At 61.4% G+C, this 20,608-nt stretch carries 15 protein-coding genes; 5 read left to right on the forward strand and 10 right to left on the reverse strand.

Annotated features, from left to right (window positions below):
- Positions 1-133: 133 nt before the first annotated feature.
- The 5 genes from DWY95_RS06275 to DWY95_RS06295 form a co-directional block, all read right to left on the reverse strand.
- A complete protein-coding gene (locus DWY95_RS06275; RefSeq protein WP_118552813.1) occupies positions 134-1,765 on the reverse strand; it encodes a CTP synthase in 1,632 nt (543 codons plus the stop codon).
- Between the two features lie 150 nt (positions 1,766-1,915).
- Complete coding sequence (locus DWY95_RS06280) at positions 1,916-2,485, reverse strand: ANTAR domain-containing protein (protein WP_118552814.1); 570 nt, start codon at positions 2,483-2,485, stop codon at positions 1,916-1,918.
- Positions 2,486-2,522: 37 nt separating this feature from the next.
- Positions 2,523-3,842, reverse strand: coding sequence for a glutamine synthetase family protein (locus tag DWY95_RS06285; RefSeq protein WP_118552815.1), 1,320 nt, complete (start codon positions 3,840-3,842; stop codon positions 2,523-2,525).
- Positions 3,843-3,985: 143 nt separating this feature from the next.
- On the reverse strand, positions 3,986-6,073 hold the full coding sequence (locus DWY95_RS06290) for a glutamine synthetase III (RefSeq protein ID WP_118552816.1): 2,088 nt from the start codon (positions 6,071-6,073) through the stop codon (positions 3,986-3,988).
- A gap of 246 nt (positions 6,074-6,319) precedes the next feature.
- On the reverse strand, positions 6,320-7,549 hold the full coding sequence (locus DWY95_RS06295) for a class I SAM-dependent rRNA methyltransferase (protein ID WP_097792386.1): 1,230 nt from the start codon (positions 7,547-7,549) through the stop codon (positions 6,320-6,322).
- 199 nt (positions 7,550-7,748) lie between these two features.
- On the opposite strand from DWY95_RS06295, the gene DWY95_RS06300 reads away from it, so the two are divergent.
- Positions 7,749-8,252, forward strand: a complete 504-nt coding sequence (locus DWY95_RS06300; RefSeq protein WP_118552817.1) for a CYTH domain-containing protein — start codon at positions 7,749-7,751, stop codon at positions 8,250-8,252.
- A gap of 45 nt (positions 8,253-8,297) precedes the next feature.
- Here DWY95_RS06300 and DWY95_RS06305 read toward each other — a convergent pair whose 3' ends face one another.
- A complete protein-coding gene (locus DWY95_RS06305; RefSeq protein ID WP_118552818.1) occupies positions 8,298-9,788 on the reverse strand; it encodes a DUF1846 domain-containing protein in 1,491 nt (496 codons plus the stop codon).
- Between the two features lie 224 nt (positions 9,789-10,012).
- Positions 10,013-10,699 carry a YoaK family protein gene (locus DWY95_RS06310; RefSeq protein ID WP_118553052.1) on the reverse strand — a complete coding sequence of 229 codons (687 nt, stop codon included), beginning with the start codon at positions 10,697-10,699 and terminating at the stop codon, positions 10,013-10,015.
- 219 nt (positions 10,700-10,918) lie between these two features.
- Between DWY95_RS06310 and DWY95_RS06315 the strand changes: the two genes are divergently transcribed.
- Positions 10,919-11,743 (forward strand): RNA methyltransferase, encoded by an 825-nt coding sequence (locus DWY95_RS06315; protein ID WP_097792381.1) that lies wholly within the window; start codon positions 10,919-10,921, stop codon positions 11,741-11,743.
- 133 nt (positions 11,744-11,876) lie between these two features.
- Here DWY95_RS06315 and DWY95_RS06320 read toward each other — a convergent pair whose 3' ends face one another.
- From DWY95_RS06320 to DWY95_RS06330, 3 genes are all read right to left on the reverse strand, one after another.
- Positions 11,877-14,900, reverse strand: coding sequence for a bifunctional diguanylate cyclase/phosphodiesterase (locus tag DWY95_RS06320; RefSeq protein WP_118552819.1), 3,024 nt, complete (start codon positions 14,898-14,900; stop codon positions 11,877-11,879).
- 41 nt (positions 14,901-14,941) lie between these two features.
- Positions 14,942-16,369 carry an extracellular solute-binding protein gene (locus DWY95_RS06325; protein ID WP_118552820.1) on the reverse strand — a complete coding sequence of 476 codons (1,428 nt, stop codon included), beginning with the start codon at positions 16,367-16,369 and terminating at the stop codon, positions 14,942-14,944.
- Positions 16,370-16,439: 70 nt separating this feature from the next.
- The gene (locus DWY95_RS06330; protein WP_118552821.1) at positions 16,440-16,787 is read right to left on the reverse strand and encodes an Hpt domain-containing protein; all 348 of its coding nucleotides are present in this window, start codon (positions 16,785-16,787) and stop codon (positions 16,440-16,442) included.
- Between the two features lie 252 nt (positions 16,788-17,039).
- On the opposite strand from DWY95_RS06330, the gene DWY95_RS06335 reads away from it, so the two are divergent.
- The 3 genes from DWY95_RS06335 to bilR all read left to right on the forward strand — a co-directional run bounded on the left by DWY95_RS06335 (position 17,040) and on the right by bilR (position 20,601).
- Positions 17,040-18,956 (forward strand): diguanylate cyclase, encoded by a 1,917-nt coding sequence (locus tag DWY95_RS06335; RefSeq protein ID WP_118552822.1) that lies wholly within the window; start codon positions 17,040-17,042, stop codon positions 18,954-18,956.
- Positions 18,957-19,072: 116 nt separating this feature from the next.
- Positions 19,073-19,483 carry a bilirubin utilization transcriptional regulator BilQ gene (bilQ, locus tag DWY95_RS06340; protein WP_118552823.1) on the forward strand — a complete coding sequence of 137 codons (411 nt, stop codon included), beginning with the start codon at positions 19,073-19,075 and terminating at the stop codon, positions 19,481-19,483.
- A 2-nt stretch (positions 19,484-19,485) separates the two neighbouring features.
- Positions 19,486-20,601 (forward strand): bilirubin reductase, encoded by a 1,116-nt coding sequence (gene bilR / locus DWY95_RS06345; RefSeq protein WP_097792375.1) that lies wholly within the window; start codon positions 19,486-19,488, stop codon positions 20,599-20,601.
- Positions 20,602-20,608 lie beyond the last annotated feature (7 nt).

Below are 20,608 nucleotides of genomic sequence, written 5' to 3' on the forward strand. Positions count from 1 at the left end.
TGCTGTGAATCGAAACAGCGGAGCACTTTTGTTTATGGTTTTATGGGGCTTTGTTCATTTCAGCACAGTCAAAACCGGCTCGCCAGTGGCTCCCCCTTTGGGGGAGCTGTCTGCGCAGCAGACGGAGAGGGTATCACACATTCAACATGCTGCGCTGCGCGGCGGCACGGAACTGGAGAGCTGCTGCGATGAAGCCCTTGAACAGGGGATGCGCGCGGTTGGGGCGGCTCTTGAACTCCGGGTGGAACTGGGCACCCAGATGGAAGGCGCGGCCCGGCAGCTCCACGGTCTCGACCAGACGGCCGTCGGGGCTGGTGCCGGAAATGACCAGACCCTTTTCCTCCATCTCGCTGCGGAAGTCGTTGTTGAACTCGTAGCGGTGGCGGTGGCGCTCCCAGATCTCCGGTTCGCCGTAGCACTCAGCCATCTTGGTGCCGGGCTTGACGGTGCAGGGGTATTTGCCCAGGCGCATGGTGCCGCCCTTGGGGATGTTGCCCTGCTGGTCGGCCATCAGCGCGATGACATTGTGCTGGCCGTCCGGGGTGAACTCGCTGGAGTTCGCATCGGCGTAGCCCAGCACATTGCGGGCAAACTCCATGACCATGATCTGCATACCCAGGCAGATGCCGAAGTAGGGCACATGGTTCTCGCGGGCGTACTGTGCGGCCTGGATCATTCCCTCGATGCCGCGGTCGCCGAAGCCGCCGGGCACGATGATGCCGTCCACATCGGTAAAGGCTTCCTTGCAGGCGGCCTGGTCGGTCAGATCTTCGCTCTCGACCCAGCGGATCTCCACCTGGCTGTCGTTCTCAAAACCGGCGTGGTAGAGGCTCTCCATGACGGAGAGGTAGGCGTCGTGCAGCTTGACATACTTGCCCACCAGCGCGATGGTGCAGGTCTTGCTGCGGGTGGCGATGCGGGAGACCACCTGCTTCCACTCGGTCAGGTCGGCAGGGGGGACGTCCAGCTTCAGCTTTTTGACCACCACATCGTCCAGACCGTTGGTGTGGAGCATCAGCGGGCACTGGTAGAGGCTGGGCATGGTCAGGTTCTCGATGACGCACTCCGGCTGCACGTTGCAGAAGGTGCTGATCTTGCGGCGGATGTCGCCGCCCACGCTGCCGTCGGCACGCAGGATGATGATGTCGGGGTTGATGCCCATGCCCTGCAGCTCCTTGACGGAGTGCTGTGCAGGCTTCGATTTGTACTCGTCCGAGCCGGAGATGTAGGGCACCAGCACGACGTGGATGTAGCAGCAGTTGTCGCGGCCCTGCTCCAGGCCCACCTGACGGATGGCCTCCAGGAAGGGCTGGCTCTCGATGTCGCCGGTGGTGCCGCCGATCTCGGTGATGACCACATCGGCCTCGGTGGAGGAGGCCAGGTTGTAGATGTAGCTCTTGATCTCGTTGGTGATGTGGGGGATGATCTGGACGGTCTGGCCCAGGTATGCGCCCTGGCGCTCCTTGTTCAGCACGTTCCAGTAGACCTTGCCGGTGGTCAGGTTGGAGTATTTGTTCAGGTTCTCGTCGATGAAGCGCTCGTAGTGGCCCAGGTCGAGGTCCGTCTCGGTGCCGTCGTCGGTCACAAAGACCTCGCCGTGCTGCAGCGGGCTCATGGTGCCGGGGTCCACGTTCACATAGGGGTCGAGCTTCTGGCTGGCGACCTTCAGGCCGCGGCACTTGAGCAGACGGCCCAGCGAAGCGGCCGTGATGCCTTTGCCCAGACCGGAGACGACGCCGCCGGTGACGAAGATGAATTTTGCCATAAAAATGGTCCTCCTCTATCTCGTTTGATTCTGATACTTTTCCCAGAAGCTCCCTTCGGCACCGCGCAGGCGATGCCGCCGCCCTCCCAGAGGGGGGCTGTCTGCGAAGCAGACTGTGGGGAGCTCGTTTTCTGACATAAAATTATAATCCTAATCCTCGTAAGAATCAAGGATTTCTTGTGCGATCTCGGCACGGTCGCGCCGGGTGTCCATGGCCCGCTTTTCAATCAGGCGGTGGGCATCGGCCTCGGTCATGCCTTCCCGCTCGATGAGGCAGCATTTGGCGCGGCTGACCAGACGCACCTGCGCGATCTTTTCCTGCATCCTGGCGTTTTCCTGCCGCAGGCGCAGCAGGCGATGGTTGCTGGCTGCTGCCATGTGGATGGCCTGCAAAAACAGCGTGTTCGAGAACGGCTTGCTCAAAAGCAGCACGCCCTCGTCGCTCATGGAACCCAGCAGCTGTTCGGCCGCTGCGGCCTTGGCCAGAAGCACCACGCCCGCGTCGGTCTTTTCCACGGCGGCAGCGCACAGCTCATGGCCAAACTCATCGGGCAGCGGCGCGTTGACCACGATGAGCTCAAAATCCGATTCTAACATCCTGCGCCGGGCCTCGGCTCCGCTTGGCACGATCAGAGGCCGGGGGTATCCCAGCTCCGCCAGCCGTGCCGAGATATACTCGTTCGAGCTGGCTCCGGCGCTGACGATCAGAGCACGTCCCATTCGGAATCGCTCCTTTCCTTTTCCGGTAGCTTACCGCTCAGATGGCGTTGAAGTAGTGGATGCGCTCGTACTCTGCCGGGTCGGCGGCATTCTTCAGGGCAGCGCAGCGCTTCAGTTCCTCCTCGTAGTAGCGGTGAGAGAGCTCCTCCGGCAGCACGGCGCGCAGGAAGTCACTCTCCTGCGCGGCCTGCACGGCTTCTTCCAGCGTGGAAGGCAGTTTTTCCAGCCCAAGGCCAGCGGCCACGGCGGGGTCGAACAGATTCTTGTTGATGGGGGCCTGCAGCTCCAACCGGCGCTCGATGCCGTCCAGACCGGCGGCCAGGATGAGGCCGATGGCCAGATACGGGTTGCAGGCGGGGTCCGGGCTGCGCAGTTCCATGCGGCAGTTGTCGCCCTGCACCTGCGGGATGCGCACGAGCTGGCTGCGGTTCTGGCGGCTCCAGCTCACGTATTTGGGGGCCTCGTCGCTGCCGAAGCGGAGGTAGCTGTTGGGCAGGGGATTGGTGAAGACGGTCAGCGCGCGGCTGTGTGCCAGAACACCCGCCATAAAGCTGCCCGCGATGCTGTCGGGCGCGATGTCGCCCTCAAACAGGTTCCGCCCGTCCATGTAGAGCGAAAGGTTGATGTGCAGCCCGCTGCCGGCCTGGTCGGCCAGAGGTTTGGGAAGGAAGCTGGCATGGATGCCGCTGCGCATGGCCACGGCCCGCACGATCTGCTTGAACATCATCACGTTGTCGGCGGTCTTGAGCGGGCCTGCATAGTGGCAGTCGATCTCGTTCTGGCCGTTGCCGCTCTCGTGGTGGCTGTGCTGGGGGCTCATGCCCATCTGCTCCATGGTCAGGCAGATGTCGCGGCGCAGGTTCTCGCCTGCGTCCAGCGGGGCCACGTCGAAGTAACCGCCGAAGTCGATGGGGACGCGGGTGGGGCGGCCATGGTCATCGTTCTCGAACAGATAGAACTCGCACTCGGCCCCCACGTTGCAGGTCAGCCCCAGCTTGCGGAAGCGGCGGCTCATCTGGCGCAGGAACCCCCGGCAGTTGCCGCCAAAGGGGTCGCCGTCCGGCCGTTCCACGTCGCAGAAGAACTGCATCACCCGGCCCTCGGTGGGGCGCCAGGGCAGGATGGTCACGGTGGAGAGGTCGGGCCGGAGCACCAGGTCGCTCTCTTCCACCTTCATGAACCCGGCAATGGAGCTGCCGTCGAAGCAGACGCCGTCCTCCAGCGCCTTGGGCAGGTCCCCGGCCAGCACGGCGATGTTCTTCTGTGTGCCGAAGATGTCGCAGAAGGCGAACCGCACGAATTTGACGTTGTTGTCCTCCACAAAATCCAGGATATCCTGTTGGGTCGTATAGCTCATAAGGATGATCTCCTCTCAAGAAAAACGCCTAAAGGCCTGCCCTCGCAAAAGAGCAGGTCTTTAGGCTGGTGTAAGAAATAGGAAAAGGAGAATGGCGAATGAAGTTCGACAGCCTAAGATGCTTTATGAAATGCGCTGGAAGATCAGACGTAGTAGAGCATCTTGCTGTAGCTGGGCAGAGGCCAGTAGTCCTCGCCGCAGATGGTCTCGGCATCGTCAGCTGCGGCACGCAGAGCGTCCATTGCCGGGATCACGTTGTCGTGGAAGGCCACAGCCTTCTCGCTCTCGCTGGTCAGAGCCTCGGCAGCGTCCACCACATCCTGCAGCACGTCGATGGCGTCGCTCATAGCGTCGGCATCGGTGCTCAGCTTGGTCAGGGTCTTGGTCTCGCTGCGGACGCTGAGCGCCTCGCTGACGGCCAGCTTGGTGGCAGCGGTGTTGGCGACCTCGCTCATGTAGGAGTTGACGGCAGGCAGCAGCTGCTTGCGGGCCATTTCGAGCATGGTCAGCGCCTCGATGTTGATGATCTTGGCGTAGTGCTCCATCTCGACTTCGTAACGGCTCTCCATCTCCACCTTGGTCAGGACGCCGAAGTCCTCCATCAGCTGGATGTTCTTCGGGTCAACGAGGGCGGGCAGAGCAGCCGGGGTGTTCTTCTTGTTGGGCAGGCCGCGGCGGGCAGCTTCTTCTTCCCACTCGGCGGTGTAGCCATTGCCGTTGAAGATGACGCGGCGGTGGTCGCGGATGGTCCGCTTGACCAGAGCGATGGCAGCAGAGGTGAAGTCCTCAGCACCCTCCAGCTCGTCGGCGTAGCCCTTCAGCTCCTTGGCAACGGCGGTGTTCAGGATGGTGTTGCAGTCGCTCAGGTTCTCAGCAGAGCCGGGCATACGGAACTCGAACTTGTTGCCGGTGAAGGCGAAGGGAGAAGTGCGGTTGCGGTCGGTGGTATCCTTGCTGAACTTGGGCAGGACATCCACGCCCAGATCCATCTTCATCTTGGTGGGGCCGGCGTAGGGAGAATCGGATGCGATGGCGTCGATGACGGCTTCCAGCTCCTCGCCCACAAAGATGGAGATGATGGCCGGAGGTGCCTCGTTGGCGCCCAGACGGTGATCGTTGCCGGGGGTGGCGACGGAGGTGCGCAGCAGGTCTGCGTACTCATCGACTGCCTTGATGACAGCGGCCAGGAAGACCAGGAACTGCAGGTTCTCCATGGGGGTGTCGCCGGGGTCCAGCAGGTTCTCGTGGGTGGTGCTCATGGACCAGTTGTTGTGCTTGCCGCTGCCGTTCACGCCCTCAAAAGGCTTCTCGTGCTGCAGGCAGACCAGACCGTACTTGGGGGCGATCTTCTTCATCAGCTCCATGGTCAGCAGGTTGTGGTCGATGGCAACGTTGGTGGTGTCGAAGATGGGGGCCAGCTCATGCTGGCAGGGAGCCACTTCGTTGTGCTTGGTCTTGGCGGGGACGCCCAGCTTCCACAGCTCTTCGTCCAGTTCCTTCATGAAGGCGGAGACTTCGGGGCGGATGACGCCGAAGTAATGCTCTTCGAGCTCCTGACCCTTGGCAGAGGGAGCACCGAACAGGGTGCGGCCGGTCAGAATCAGGTCCTGACGTGCCTCGTAGTCTTCCTTCTTGACGAGGAAGTACTCCTGCTCCGGGCCGACCGTAGTGGACACATAGTCCACATCCTTGCCGAACAGCTTCAGGATACGGATGGCCTGATTGGACAGCGCGTTCATGGAACGCAGCAGAGGAGTCTTTTTATCCAGCGCCTCGCCGGTGTAGCTGACGAAGGCAGTGGGGATGCAGAGCACATCATCCTTGACGAAGGCGTAGCTGGTGGGGTCCCATGCGGTGTAGCCGCGGGCCTCACAGGTAGCGCGCAGGCCGCCGGAGGGGAAGGAGGAAGCATCGGGTTCGCCGCGCACCAGCTCCTTGCCGGAGAACTCCATGATGGCGGTGCCGTCGCCCACGGGGGAGACGAAGCCATCGTGCTTCTCGCTGGTGATGCCGGTCAGCGGCTGGAACCAGTGGGTGTAGTGGGTAGCGCCCAGCTCCATGGCCCAGCGCTTCATCACGCTGGCCACGACGTTGGCCACCTCGATGTCCAGCGGAGCACCCTTATGCAGGGTGCGTTCCAGGCTCTTGTAAGTCGCGCTCGGCAGGCGCTCCTTCATCACATGTTCGTTGAAGACCTTGCTGCCGTAGATTTCCATAACATTTGCTGCCATAAATCCTACTCCTTACTTGATCTTGTTTCTTTCCACACATCGCAAAAACCCATCCACGCCGATGCGTTTTCACGCGAAAGCTTGCTTAAACAAAACGACGCTGCGAGTCAGGAGGTGACCCACAGCGCCGTTGCTGTCTATGGCATGATTATAGCTTACAGGGCAAAAAAAGGCAATAGACAAAACTGACGATTCTGCACAAACACGCTCTCGTTTTTTTGGAGATTTGCGCGCTTGGTATGACTTTTAGATGACCTGGAACAGGAAAAACTTCAGGTAGTTCGTCTCCGGGACGCCCCAGAGGATGGGGTGGTCGGGGGCCTGCTGGCGGACTTCGATCTGCCGCAGCTGACGGTGGGCGTCTTTTGCCGCCGCCTTGAGCATCTTGATGAACAGCTCCTCGGTGGCAAAGTGCGAGCAGCTGGCCGTGGCCAGATAGCCGCCGCGGGGCAGCAGCTTCATGGCGCGGTAGTTGATCTCCTTGTAGCCGCGCATGGCGTTCTCGACGGTGCGGCGTGCCTTGGTGAAGGCGGGCGGGTCGAGAATGATGAAGTCGTAGGGGTGGCCCTCCTTTTCCAGCCGGGGCAGCAGCGCGAAGGTGTCCTCGCAGAGAAAGTCCATGTTGTCGAGGCCGTTGCGTTCGGCGTTCCGCTGGGCCATGGCGATGGCATCGGCGCTGATGTCGGCAGCGGTGACGCGGGCGGCCCCGCCCCTGGCCGCGTTCAGCGCAAAGCTGCCGGTGTGGGTGAAGCAGTCCAGCACCGTGTGCCCGGCGGCAATGCGGGCCACGGCGCGGCGGTTGTATTTCTGGTCGAGGAAGAAGCCGGTCTTCTGGCCGTTCTCGAAATCAACGTGGTAAAAAACGCCGTTTTCGCAGATCTCGGTCTGGGTGGAAGCGGGGTGGGTCTCGCCGGGCAGCTCGAACCAGCCCTTGTTCTGCGCCAGCCCTTCCTTGGCGCGCAGAGCCTCATCGTTCCGCTCGTAGATGCCGTCGATGGTCTGGCCGTCGGCCCGCAGCACTTCTGCCAGAAGGGGGAAGAGGAGGGGCTTGAGCTTTTCCATGCCGACGCTGAGGGTCTGGGTGACGAGGATATTCTGGAACCGGTCCACCGTCAGGCCGGGGAACTGGTCGGCCTCGCCGAAGATGACCCGGCAGGCTGAGAGGTCGTCCGGTTCCAGAACGGTCTTGCGGTAGTTCCAGGCATACTCCACCCGGCGGCGCCAGAAGTCAGCGTCAAAGGTATCGTTGGCGTTGCGGGAGATGAGCCGCACCCGGATCTTGCTCTGGAGGGAGAGAAAGCCGGTGCCGAGGTAGGCCCCCTTGGGGCTTACCACATCGGCCAGCGTGCCGTTCTCCGGCGTGGTCTCCGGTGCTTCGAGGATGTCGTTCTCGTATACCCACGGGTGGCCGCCCACCAGCAGCCCCTCAGCGTGTTTGTTGACTTTGTAGATGGGATAGTTGCGGGTCGATTTCATAGAAACTCCTTGTGTTTGAGATACGACAGGCTGAGCGGGGCGGCTGTATTGCAGAGGTGCGCTCTCCGCCGCACGAGGAAAATGCTCCCGACGATGCGGCCCGCTTCCAGCACTGTATTTTTTGATTCAGATCCTCTTTATAATATCATAAAACCGTGTTAGAATAAATACAAAATCCAACAGAAATGAGGGCAAAGCAATGGAGATCGAACGCAAATGGATGGTGAACGGCTGGCCGGAGGGAGCGGGTTTCCCGGAGATGCCGCTGCAGGAGGAATTTGCGATGCGGCAGGGGTATATCAGCGTCCGTCCAACGGTCCGCATCCGGGAGGAGGCCCGGACGGGCGGCAGCACCGACTATATCCTCTGCTTCAAATCCGGCGGCGGACTGGCGCGGGAGGAGATCGAACGCCCCATCGATAAAGCGTTGTTTGACGATTTAGAAACGAAGATCATCGGCAGGCCGCTCATTCCGAAGATCCGCCGCAGCTATCTGCTGCCGGACGGGCGGGTGCTGGAAGTGAACCATGTGGACGAAGGCCAGCCCACCGAGTTCTGGTACGCCGAGGTGGAGTACGATTCGGTCGAACAGGCGCGCGGGTGGGACCCGGCGTCCTGCGGTCTGGCGGACTACCTGAACGATGACGTCACCGACCAGCCCGGCCAGAGCATGGGCGAATACTGGGTGCAGACCCGCCTGTGAATGCAAAAAAGAGAACCGCCGCGGCGGTTCTCTTTTTTGTTGCGCTTATTTCTTGTGGTACTTGCGGCCCTCTTCCTCGTAGGCGGGTTCGCAGGTCAGGTAGATGCCCAGCTTCTTCACGGTGTCGTCGTCCACGCTGGACAGGATGACCGTGGAGTGCATGTCGCAGCCCTTCAGCTTGGAGAGCTGGTGCAGGGCCATCGCAGCGGTGGGGTTGGTGGCAGCGGAGCTTGACAGCGCGATGAGGATCTCATCGGTGTGCAGGCGGGGGTTCTTGCTGCCCAGATAATTGGTCTTGAGGGTCTGGATCGGCTCGATGGCGGCCGCAGAGACGAGGTCCATTTCCTGGTCGATGCCGGCCAGCTTCTTCAGCGCGTTGAGCAGCGCCGAAGAAGCTGCACCCAGCAGCGGGCCGGTCTTGCCGGTGATGACGGTGCCGTCCGGCAGCTCGATGGCGGCGGCCGGTGCCCCGCCGGTCTTCTCCGAGACGGCGTGAGCGGCCTGCTCTACGGGGCGGCTGCCCAGCGTAAGGCCTGCCTGGTTCATCAGAAGTTCCAGCTTGTAGACCTCGCTCTGGACCTGTGCGCCGTTCTTGAGCGCACACAGAGACTTGAAGTACCGGCGGACGATCTCGTTGCAGGAGGCCTCGCAGCAGGCGGCATCGTCCACGATGCAGTTGCCCGCCATGTTCACGCCCATGTCGGTGGGGGAGTGGTAGGGGCTCTGGCCTGCGATCAGCTCGAACATCGCGTTGACCACCGGGAAAATCTCAATGTCGCGGTTGTAGTTGACGGCAGTCTTGCCGTAGGCTTCCAGATGGAACGGGTCGATCATGTTCACATCGTTCAGGTCGGCGGTAGCGGCCTCGTAGGCCAGGTTCACCGGGTGCTTGAGCGGGATGTTCCAGATGGGGAAGGTCTCAAACTTGGCATAACCGGCCTTGACGCCCCGCTTGTACTCGTGGTACAGCTGGGACAGGCAGGTGGCCATCTTGCCGCTGCCGGGGCCGGGGGCCGTGATGACCACCAGCGGGCGCTCGGTCTCGATGTACTCGTTGCGGCCATAGCCCTCGTCGCTCACGATGCGGGCCACGTCGTTGGGGTAGCCGGGGATCTTATAATGACGGAAGGTCCGGATGCCCAGACTGTTCAGCCGCTTTTCAAAGGCTTCCACTTCGGGTGCGGCCGTGTACATGGTCACGCAGACGCTGCCCACGAACAGCCCCCGCTCCTGGAAGGCGTCGATGAGGCGCAGCACGTCCAGGTCGTAGGTGATGCCGTAGTCGCCGCGCACCTTGCTGCTCACGATGTCTTCGGCGCTGATGACGATGACGATCTCGGCCTGATCCTTCAGCTGCAGCAGCATCTGCAGCTTGGAGTCCGGCTGGAAACCGGGCAGCACACGGGAGGCATGGTAGTCATCGAACAGCTTGCCGCCGAATTCCAGATACAGCTTGTTGTCGAACTGTGCGATCCGCTCGCGGATGTGCTCGGACTGCATCTGCAGGTATTTGTCGTTGTCAAATCCTTTTTTCATTCGTTGCTCCTATTCCTCGAAGAAAACCCGCAGCGGCAGCCAACACCGTTCCGGCCGCCGGGGCGTTTTTAACACATGAAATCAGTATACCATATCAAGCCCGGCAGCGCAATGAAAAAATCCCTGTCAAACCGCGTTTTGCTGCAAAAATTCCCGCACCGCCTGCCCGATGGGAACGGGCTGCGGTGCGGGAATGTGTTCCGTGATCTTTTTGCCGGGCCGGTTCAGTGCCGGGCTTCGCGCTTTTCGATGTCCTCTTCCAGCTCCTCGATGTCTTCCTTGAGGAACATCAGGCAGAAGCTCACGGCCAGCAGCAGGCAGGAAAACCAGATCGCCTTTGCGCCGCAGAACCCCAGCGCCACGCTGCCCAGGCCTGCGCCCAGCGCGAACAGGAGGATGATGGCGAAATAGTGGAAGGCCTTGCTCCGGGCGGCGCGGTTGCCTGCCACGAGCCAGCTGCACAGCGAATCCATGCCGCTGCGCAGGTTGCCGATGCACATGGTGCTGGCAAAGGCGTAGCCGTTCACCTTGCGGAAGGCCTGCACCTGCATCGCGCAGGCAAACGAGACCAGCGCGTTGGCCACCAGATTCCACTCCTGCGGGAAGAAGCCGACCACGAACAGCATCACGATCTCACACAGCACCACCAGCTGCCGCCAGTGGAGCCGCTGCATCTGCTGGAATTTCTGGCGCAGCAGTTCCGCCGTGAACACGCCCAGCGCAAAGAAGCACAGCGGCACCAGATAGTGCAGCACCGCACTCCAGTCGCCCTCGACCAGCTTCACGCTGCACAGCACGATGTTGCCGGTCTGTGCATTGGCAAACACCTTGCCGCGATATAAATAGGTATAAACGTCCTGCAGGCCGCCGGAGACCGATAGGAACATGGCGGTGCAGAACGCTTCGGACATCTGCCCATTGCGGGACAGTTTTCGACTGATGGACACGGAATGGTTCCCCCTCTTCACAAGTTCCTGTCTATGATAGCGCATTTTGGAGGATTTGTCAAAATTTTGGCGGCATTTTTGGCGGATTCGACCATGTAAAACGAACATGGCCACCATGTTTTGCAAAGGAACGCCGATTGTGCTACAATAAGACTGATTCTGGAACCAAAAGGAGAAATTCTCATGCCGAACATCGTCGAGATCACCGATTTCCATGCGCCGGAGCTGGACCCCTACGCCCGCCTGACGCAGAACCAGCTGCGCTGCCGGCTGGAACCCGAAAAAGGCATCTTTATCGCCGAGAGCCCCAAGGTGATCTCCCGCGCACTGGACGCCGGGTATGAGCCGGTCTCGCTGCTGATGGAGCGCAGGCAGATCACCGGCCCGGCGGCGGAGATCCTGACCCGCTGCGGCGATGCCCCGGTCTACACGGCGGACCGGGAGCTGCTGGCCGGGCTCACCGGGTTTGAGCTGACGCGGGGTGTGCTCTGCGCCTTCCGCCGCCCGGCCCCCCGCAGCGCCGAGGAGCTGTGCAAAGCGGCCCGCCGCGTCGCGGTGCTGGAAGGCATCGTGGACTCCACCAACGTGGGCGCCATCTTCCGCAGTGCGGCAGCGCTGAACATGGACGCCGTCCTCATCAACCCCTCCTGCTGCGACCCGCTGTGCCGCCGCGCGGTGCGGGTGAGTATGGGCACGGTGTTTCAGGTGCCCTGGGCCCAGCTGGGCGAGACGCCCGCCGACTGGCCCGGACAGGGGCTGGCCCGCCTCCGCGCCATGGGCTTCAAAACGGCAGCCATGGCTCTGAGCGACCGCTCGGTCCCCATCGACGACGAAGCGCTGGCCGCAGAGCCGAAACTTGCCATCGTGCTGGGTACCGAGGGCGACGGTCTGGCCCATGCCACCATCGCCGCCTGCGATTACACGGTCAAGATCCCCATGTCCCACGGCGTCGATTCGCTCAATGTCGCCGCCGCCAGCGCCGTCGCATTCTGGCAGCTGGGTCGATAATATAGCAGTTTGCGCTTTTAATGCACAAGCAACATCCGCAAACTGCATATCGCAAAGATGCCGTTTTGATTAGCACTATTTTTGAAAATTGCGATAAAAAAGAAACGGCCGAAAGGCCGTTTCTTTTTTGCACTTAGCCGACATCCGAATGCGCGGCGCTGGCAGCGCGGATGACATCCAGCGCTTCGGAGGCGATGGGGGAGGGCACGGCTGCCGGGCGGCAGAGGTAGTAGCCCTGCAGCAGGTCCACGCCCAGGTCGATGACCTTGCGCAGCTGGACCTCTTCCTCAATGCCTTCGGCGAGGATCTGCATACTGCGGGCGTGGGCGTAGGCCACGATATTCGAGACGATCTGCTGCTTGTCGGGATCCTTCTCGATGCCGCGGATGATGGAAATGTCGATCTTGATATACCGGGGCGACAGTTCCAGCAGATTGAGCTCGTTGCTGTAGCCGGTGCCGTAGTCATCCAGCGCGAAGGCACCGGAGAAGCCCGGCATGTTCCGCTTCCGCTCCAGACATGCGCGGTCCAGGTCTTCCTGTTCGGTGATCTCCACGACGAGCTGTTTGAGCAGGTCGGGGTAGCGGCGGTGATATTCCTGGCGGTCTTCATCGTTCAGGTCCACATTGGCGATGGAGTTGACGAAGAGCAGGGCGTCCTTCCGGATGAGGCCCCGGCTCTGCAGCTTCTCGAATGCCTCGCTGGAATGGAACATGGTGATCCGCTCGATGTCGTACAGGCGGTCCAGCTCGTGGGCCAGCGCCATCACCTGCGAAGGCGAGGTGAGGGTGGGCGTGTTCACCCGCATCAGCGCCTCGTAGGCCACCACCCGCCCGGTCTGTGCGCTGAAGATGGGCTGGAAGTAGTAGTACACCTGCTCTTCCCGCAGCAATTGCAGGAATTCGCGCTGGGTCTGGGCGGCATACTCCTCGCGGTGGTAGACGCCGATGTCAAAATCGCCCACCTGCCCCTTGCGGGACTGCTTGACCTGATACATGGCGAAGTCGGCGTATTTTTTCAGGGTCTTCAGGTCTTTGCCGTCCTCCGGGTACCAGGCCACGCCGCCGGAGATGCTGATGTTCAGTGTTTTGCCGTTGGGCAGGGTGGAGCAGCTGGCCCGCAGGGCGGCGCTCAGCTTGTCCAGCTCGGCGCGGATGGCGTCCTGTGTGTCGTACCCGTAGAACAGCAGCAGGAACTCGTCGCCGGACAGGCGGGAGCAGACGGTGTTCTTTGGAGCGTTGGCGGCGAAGCACTGGCCGGTCTGGTGGATGTACTGGTCGCCCCAGTCGTGGCCGTAGGTGTCGTTGATCTGCTTGAGATTGTCCAGATCCATCATCAGCAGAGCCGAGCAGTGCAGCTGGGCCGGGTGGGCAAAGAGGTCGGCGCAGACCCGGTTGAACGCCTGACGGTTGTACAGCCCGGTGAGGATATCGTAGTCGCGCTCCCGCTCGATGCGCTGCTGCTCCAGCGTGGGGATGGTCACGTCTTCGAGCAGGCCCACCTCCGAGGCGGTCTCGCCGCAGATGCGGGTCACACGGAGGATCACATACCGCACCTCGTCCTCTTTCTGGACGAGGAAGACGGAGTTGCCTGCATCCGTGGTGCGGTAGAGGCTGGAATGCGCGATCCGGGAGAGGGCGTTGCGGAAGCTGCGGGGCGTGAGAGGCTCCGGGGTGGCCAGCCCCAGCATCTGGAAGAAGTTGTCGGTGGCAAAGACACTGTCGCTGCGCAGCTCGTAGCCGCCCAGCTCCACCGTGGCCATCTCCATGATCCGCAGAAAGCGGGTGGAGGAGGCCAGCACATCCTCCGAAAGGTGGGTGATGGCCGAGGCAAACTGGTCTACTTCCAGGATGCCGGTAGTGGGCAGCTGCGGCATGGCCACAGCGTTTTCCTGCGCTTTGGCCACGGCAGCGGAGAGCTGATGGACGGGCTTGGACATCCGTTCACTGACCAGAAAGCTCGCCAGAAAGCCTGCGATGAGGGTGAGCAGCACGGTGAGGAAGAGCATCTGCTGCACCCGGTTGGAGAAGGCCGAGAGGTTGGCCGTGGGCACCATGCCCACCAGATACCAGCGATCCCCGGAGAAGGGGGCGTTCCGGTTGTAGAGATTCAGCGACATCACGGAGGCTGTGTAGGGCACATGGTCCTGCACCAGACGGAAGCAGCCGGTGCCGCGCCGGGATGCCACAGCGGTGGTGCCGCTGGCAAACGCCGAACTGCCGCTGCACAGGACCGGTGCAAGATCCAGCGAGAGGGTGTCCAGGTTCAACATCATATTGGAGCAGGCCAGCAGATAGAGGCCGGAGCCGTCGCCCTGCAGTTCGGCGCAGGGCAGCTTGTCGGCAAGGTAGCTGGTCAGAAGTTCCACGCCGATGACGCCGTAGACGGTGCCGTCCGGCAGGATGAGGGGCTGGCTGTAATAGATGGCCTGCCGGTCGTCACCTTTCAGAGCATAGGGGGCGATGGTCCAGTGGCCGTAATCAGCCGGGTTCAGCTGGGCACCATCGTCATAGGCCGCCTGGAACGGCGCATAGAGAAAGCCTCTGGCCATCGCCTGATAGGTGAGGGCGGGGGACCAGCTCTTGTCGGTGGCAATGCTCTGCTCCTGCACCAGCCGGGCTGGTGCCCGTTCGAACAGCAGGTCGGAATTGTTTTCGGAGGGCGAGGCGTCGGGGTCCAGATCCCGCAGATAGATGGAGGGCAGGTGATTGCCAGCGGAGCGACTGTTCAGGTCATGGGTGTTCAGCACCAGAAAGATGCCGGTCACCGGCCTGCTGCGCAGAGCGGCGATGAGCTTTGGGGTGGCGGCTTCCAGCAGGGGGTAGGCGGTGATGCTGCTGCTGTCCAGCGTGGCAAGGTCGATGCTGCCGCTGTCCAGCAGCTCCTGCGTCAGGGTGTTGATCTCACTTTCCAGAGTGGAAAGCTCCTGCGCATCGTGCAGGGTGGTCTGGATGTATCGGCTGCGGTTCTCCACCTGCATGGCGAGGATGTCCTCCGCGTTCTGGTCCAGCTGGGGGCCGACCCGCATCGCATAGATGGACGCGACGAGCAGTGCGACCTCCACCAGCAGCACACCGACCATCGCTTTGAAGATGGTGCCGAAAATGGAGCGCTCTGCGCGGGCCCCGGACAGTTTGTGTCGGGTGAAGTGTTTCATGTGCCGGTGCTCCTTTCAAAAAGGGTTGGGGCGGCAGGTGGTCAGCCGGCGTAGGCTTCCAGCGCGGCCTTCGTGGATTCGTACCACTGGTCAAAGTATTCGTCGGTCAAAAACTCGGCTTCGGCCTCTTCGGCCGTCTGCCCGGCGGCGAGCCGCTCTTTCACGATGGCCCGGTCGGCCTCCGCCGCATCGGTCATGGCATTTTGCAGGGTGGTGCGGGCCGTGGAACCCTCCAGGAAGGCGTGGGTCGTGTACAGGGCGTCATGCTCCACGGCATCCAGCGAGAGGTCCAGCACCTGGGTGACGATGTCGGTCAGCTCCAAACCACTGGCCTGAATGGCGTTCAGGCTTGCGGCGGCGTGGGTCACGGGCAGATAGCCGGAGTTCACGGAGAACGCGATGTTGTTTTCCGGCTGGGTGAACCACTTCAGAAATTCAACGCAGGCCCGGATCTGGGCGTCGGTGCCTTTGGTCACGATCATGCCGGCACCCTGCTGGGCGGCGACCGGGCTGCAGCCCGCAAAGGATGGGCAGGGCAGGATGGCCGGTTCGATGGCGTGGCTCTCGGCGTCGTTGGTCATCACCTGGGCGGGGAAGAAGGGGCTGCTGGCCGACGAGCCGACGTAGGCCAGCAGATTGCCGGTCTTCACGTCGTCACTGCGGAACCTGCCGCTGGCACCGAACCAGCCCTTGATGTAGGGCACATAGAAGTTATCCCACAGTTTGCGGATGACGTCTTTGTCAAAATGCAGGGTCATGACGCCGTTCTTGGCATCAAAGATGGTCAGGCCCATCTCCTGAGCACCGCACAGCAGGTAGTTGGCCAGCGCATCACGGCCGAAGAAGGCCTTGCCGTCGTTGGGGGTGCTGGTCATGGCATCCGTCCAGTCGTAGTATTGGCGGGCCACCTCCACGACGCCTTCCAAAGTGGCCAGGTCGTCGTAGGTCACACCGGTGGCCGCAGCAAAGGGGGCCCAGTCGGTGGCGTTCAGGTAGAGCAGCTCGGTGGATTTTGCCACCGGGAAGATCTTCAGTTCCCCGTTGTTCATCAGGTCGCCCTCGGACAGAAAACCGTCCACATAGGCGGCCTTCTCCTTTGCGGTCAGATAGGGGGCCAGGTCTACGACCTTGCCCATCAGGTCGAGGTCATAGGCCATGTCGGCATAGCCGGAGTAGAGGTTGGGCAGAGCCGCAGCGCCCACCTTGCCCTGCGCAGCGGCCAGAACGTTCGCTTCCAGGTCGGTCACGTTGCCCTGATTGAAGCTCTCGACCACGATGTTCTTCTCTTTGCCGACGGTGGCGTTGAACTGGCCCACCAGAGCGTTGAAGCTGCTCAGAAGGTCGCCGCTGTAATAGTTCCACACCGTGATGGTGGTGGGTGCCTTGGCACTGCCGCCGCAGCCCACACAGCCCAGCAGCAGCGCAGCGCTCAGCACCAGACTGACGAGCGGACGAAAACGAGATCGCATGATGTCTCCTTCCCCAGAACGAGCCGGTCTGAAAAATAGAGCCCCGGCTCTCCGCGGCTCCATCCGGAACTCAATCGAGGGCGTTGAGGGCCTCGATGGTCTTGTGATATTCCTTCTCCACAAGGGCATACTGCTCGGCGGCACCGTCAAAGCTCCCCGCGCGGAGGATCTCCGTCAGGGCCACTGCAGAGGGCGTGAGGTTGCTGAAGCCGAGGTTGAGGCAGACCCCTTTCAGGGTGTGCGCCGCAAGAAACGCATCCTTGACGTCCTGCCGGGCCATGGCATCGGTCAGCTGCTGAAAACTGGTGTCCTGCAAAAACATCCGGGCAAAGCGCCGGATCATATCGGGCTTATAAAAGCGCCGGAGCACGTCCTGATAATTCGCGCCCATGGCCGTGTAGCATTCTTCGATCGTCATGTGGGGGACCCCTTCCTGTCAAATGGCTTGTGATAGATAAAATTATTATAACACCTTTTGTTTCACAGGGCTACCATTTGTGCCGAAAAAGTTCAGATTTTGGAAAAACGGCGGGGCAGCATTCTGTTTTGCAGAAAAGTTTTGGAAAATCCCTTCCATTTGGGCTGAATACCGTCTATAATAGGAAAGAAAAGCGCCTTTTCTGTTCCAACATTCGGAGAGGTGCGCAGAAAGGCGTAGGAAACGGCGAAGATGAAAACAATGCAGGAAGTTCAGACGCTCATCAGCGATCTGCAGCAGTTCTATACAGATGTGCGTCTGCTGGATGCAGCCGCCATCGAGCGGATCGAAGAGGGCGTGCGCTCCAACCCCAACGCGGAAGACCTGTGCTATGCCTGCCACCACTGCGCGGTGAAGAGTGCGTTCGAGAACCATGACCAGCGCACCAAGCTGGAATATTTCTCGCCGGACATCGTGCAGGTGTCGGCCCAATATATGGAGGTGGACGGAGCCCCCTATGTGCTGGAACTGCTGCAGCGGATGCACAGCGATACCATCGTCGAACCCGATGACACCGAGGCACTGTTCAGCGCACTCTCCGGCTACAACACCAAGTTGTACCACGACCCTCTGACCGACATGTACAACCGCCGCTATTACGAGGAGATCGTCCGCGGCATGAAAGGCCCCATCGGCGTGGCGCTGATGGACCTGGACGACTTCAAGGTCTACAACGATACCTACGGCCACCACGCGGGCGATATGGCCCTGAAGACCGCCGCCACCATCGTGCGCGGCTGCATCCGCCAGACCGATGCGCTGGTGCGCTTCGGCGGCGACGAGTTTCTGCTCATCCTGCCCGGCATCCCGGAGGATTACTTCAAAATCAAACTGGAGGGGATCTGCGAAAAGATCCATGACGCCATCGTGCCCGGCTACAGCCACATGCGGCTTTCGACCAGCATCGGCGGGCTGATCCAGATGCCAAGCGACAGCATGGATGCCGTGGTCCGGCAGGCCGACCGGCTGATGTATCAGGCCAAGGTCCGGAAGAACTGCGTCGTCGTCTCCGGCGAGATGCTTCAGGAGGATGCGCCGGGCCGCCGGGAGGAAAAGCCGCAGATCCTCATCGTGGACGATTCCGAGATGAACCGCGCCATCCTGTCGGAGATCCTGTGCGGGGATTACCGCATCCTCGAAGCTGCGGACGGCGAGGAGTGCCTGAAAAAGATGCAGCAGTACATGGGCGATATCGCGTTGGTGCTGCTGGATCTTATGATGCCAAAGATGAATGGGTTTGAGGTGCTGGATTTCATGAACCGCAACCACGCCATCGAGGATCTGCCGGTCATCATGATCTCCGGCGAGGACAGCGAGGCCTCCGTCCGCCGCGCCTATGAAATGGGTGTTTCGGATTACGTGGCCCGCCCGTTCGACGCCCGCGTCGTCTACCGCCGGGTGTTCAACACCATCAAGCTCTATGCCAAGCAGCGGCGGCTGGTCAGCCTGCTGTCCGAACAGATCCGCGCGCGGGAGAGGAACACCTCCATGCTGGTGGGGGTGCTGAGCCAGCTGGTGGAGTTCCGCAACGGCGAGAGCGGGCTGCACGTTCAGCACATCCACCGCCTCACCGAGCGGGTGCTCGCAAAACTGCTCGAACGCCCCAACATCTACCACATCACCTCCGAGATGCAGGAGAACATCCCGCTGGCCTCGGCCCTGCACGACATCGGCAAGATCGCCATCGACGAAAAGATCCTGAACAAGCCCGGCCGGCTGACCCCGGAGGAGTTTGAGGTCATCAAGACCCATACCACCATCGGCGCGGATATGCTGAGCAAGCTGGACAACTTCTGCACGGAGCCGCTGCTCCAAACGGCCTACAGCATTGCCCGCTGGCACCACGAGCGGTGGGACGGCCGCGGCTACCCGGACGGCCTGAAAGGAAACGAGATCCCCATCGAGGCGCAGGTGGTGGCGCTGGCCGACGTCTACGATGCCCTGACCAGTGACCGCTGCTACAAAAAAGCCTGCCCGCATGAACAGGCGGTGGAGATGATCCTGAACGGCGAATGCGGCGCGTTCAACCCCATGCTTCTGGAATGCTTTGTCGAGATCAAAGATGACCTCAAGCGGGAGCTGGAAGAAGAGCGCCGTAACAAAGCATGACACCAGCCCGAAAAAACTTCGCGTACAGATGCGGAGTTTTTTCTTTGCAAAAATACTTGACTTTGTCAAGTAAACATGCTATACTCAGGCCGTTGAGAACGAAAGGAGCGGATCATATGGAACCGGCTACGGTGTCCTCCTGCATTCTGACACTGCACAGGAGATTTGCCGCCTACACCACCCAGCGGCTGCAGGAGCTGGGCCTGAGCTTCGGGATGATGTACTTTATCATCTATGTGGGCAAGCACCCCGGCTGCACCCCCTCGGAGCTGACGCAGAGACTGCATCTGGACTGGGGCCACTCCCAGCGCAGCCTCACCAAGCTGGCCGAGGATGGATTCCTCACCAAAGAAAAGAGCGGCCGCAGCTACCATCTGGAACTGACCGAAAAGGGCCGGACGGCCTTTGCGGTCTGCCACCGGGTGTTTTATGGCTGGGACGCCCGGAACCTGACCGGCCTGACCGCCGACGAGCAGCGCCAGCTGCTGGAACTGCTGCAAAAAGCAGCACAGAAAGGAAGCATGTGATCATGTACGAGACCATCCTGAGCCCTGTGAACTATGGGGGCCTGCAGCTGAAGAACCGCATCATTTTTGCGCCCACTACCTTCGGCCTGCCGGACGAAGAATACCTTGCCGAGATCCGGCGGCTGGCCGAGGGCGGCTGCGCGATGCTCATCATCGGGGATGTGCCGGTGGGGAAGAGCAAGTTCGAAAAATCCCTCTTCGATGCAAAGGGGTTCGCGTTTTATCAGCAGATCGTGGAGATCGCCCACAAGGCGGATTGCAAGGTCTGCGCCCAGCTGCACCAGAGCGATTCCAACATGCTGGCGATGCTCAAATACATCCCCGCCGTGCTGGCCAAAAAGCTCACCCCGGACCAGCTGCGCGAAAAGCTGAACGCCGAAGTGGAGCCTTACATCACCAAAATGCCGAAGCGGAAGATCGAGGCCATCCTCGCGGGCTTCGGCAAGGCGGCGGTGCTGGCAAAACAGGCTGGGTTTGACATGGTGCAGGTGCACGGCGACCGGATGTGCGGCAGCTTCAGCTCGTCCATCTTCAATCACCGCACCGATGAATACGGCGGCAGCGCCGAGAACCGCGCCCGCTTTGCCGTGGAAGCGGTCAAGGCCGTCCATGCCGCCGTGCCGGAATTTCCCATTGACTACAAGCTGGCCGTCCGGCAGGAAGACCCCCACTACGGCAACGCAGGCGTTCTGGTGGAAGAACTGCCCGTCTTTGTGCCGCTGCTGGAACAGGCGGGCGTGACCAGCTTCCATGTCACGCTGGCCAACCACTCGGCGCTGGAAAACACCATCCCGCCCGCCAGCCACCCTGCCTTCGGCCAGCCGGGCTGCTTCCTCAAGTTCTGCGATGCCGTGCGGCAGTACACCCGCCTGCCCCTCTGCGGCGTGGGCGGCCTGAACGACCCCGATTTCGTGGAGCAGCAGCTTGCCTCCGGGCGCATCCAGTGCGCCGCCATGAGCCGCCAGCTTCTGGCCGACCCGGAGTGGGTGAACAAACTGCAAAAGGGGCAGGCAAAAACGATCCACCGCTGTGTCCGCTGCAACAAAAAGTGCCTCGGCGGCCTGATGGCGCACCAGGGCACCCGCTGCATCTACGACGCACGGCGGGAAGAAAAATAAACACACA

The organism is Faecalibacterium sp. AF28-13AC (genome assembly GCF_003478405.1).
GTDB classification, from domain to species: domain Bacteria; phylum Bacillota; class Clostridia; order Oscillospirales; family Ruminococcaceae; genus Faecalibacterium; species Faecalibacterium prausnitzii_E.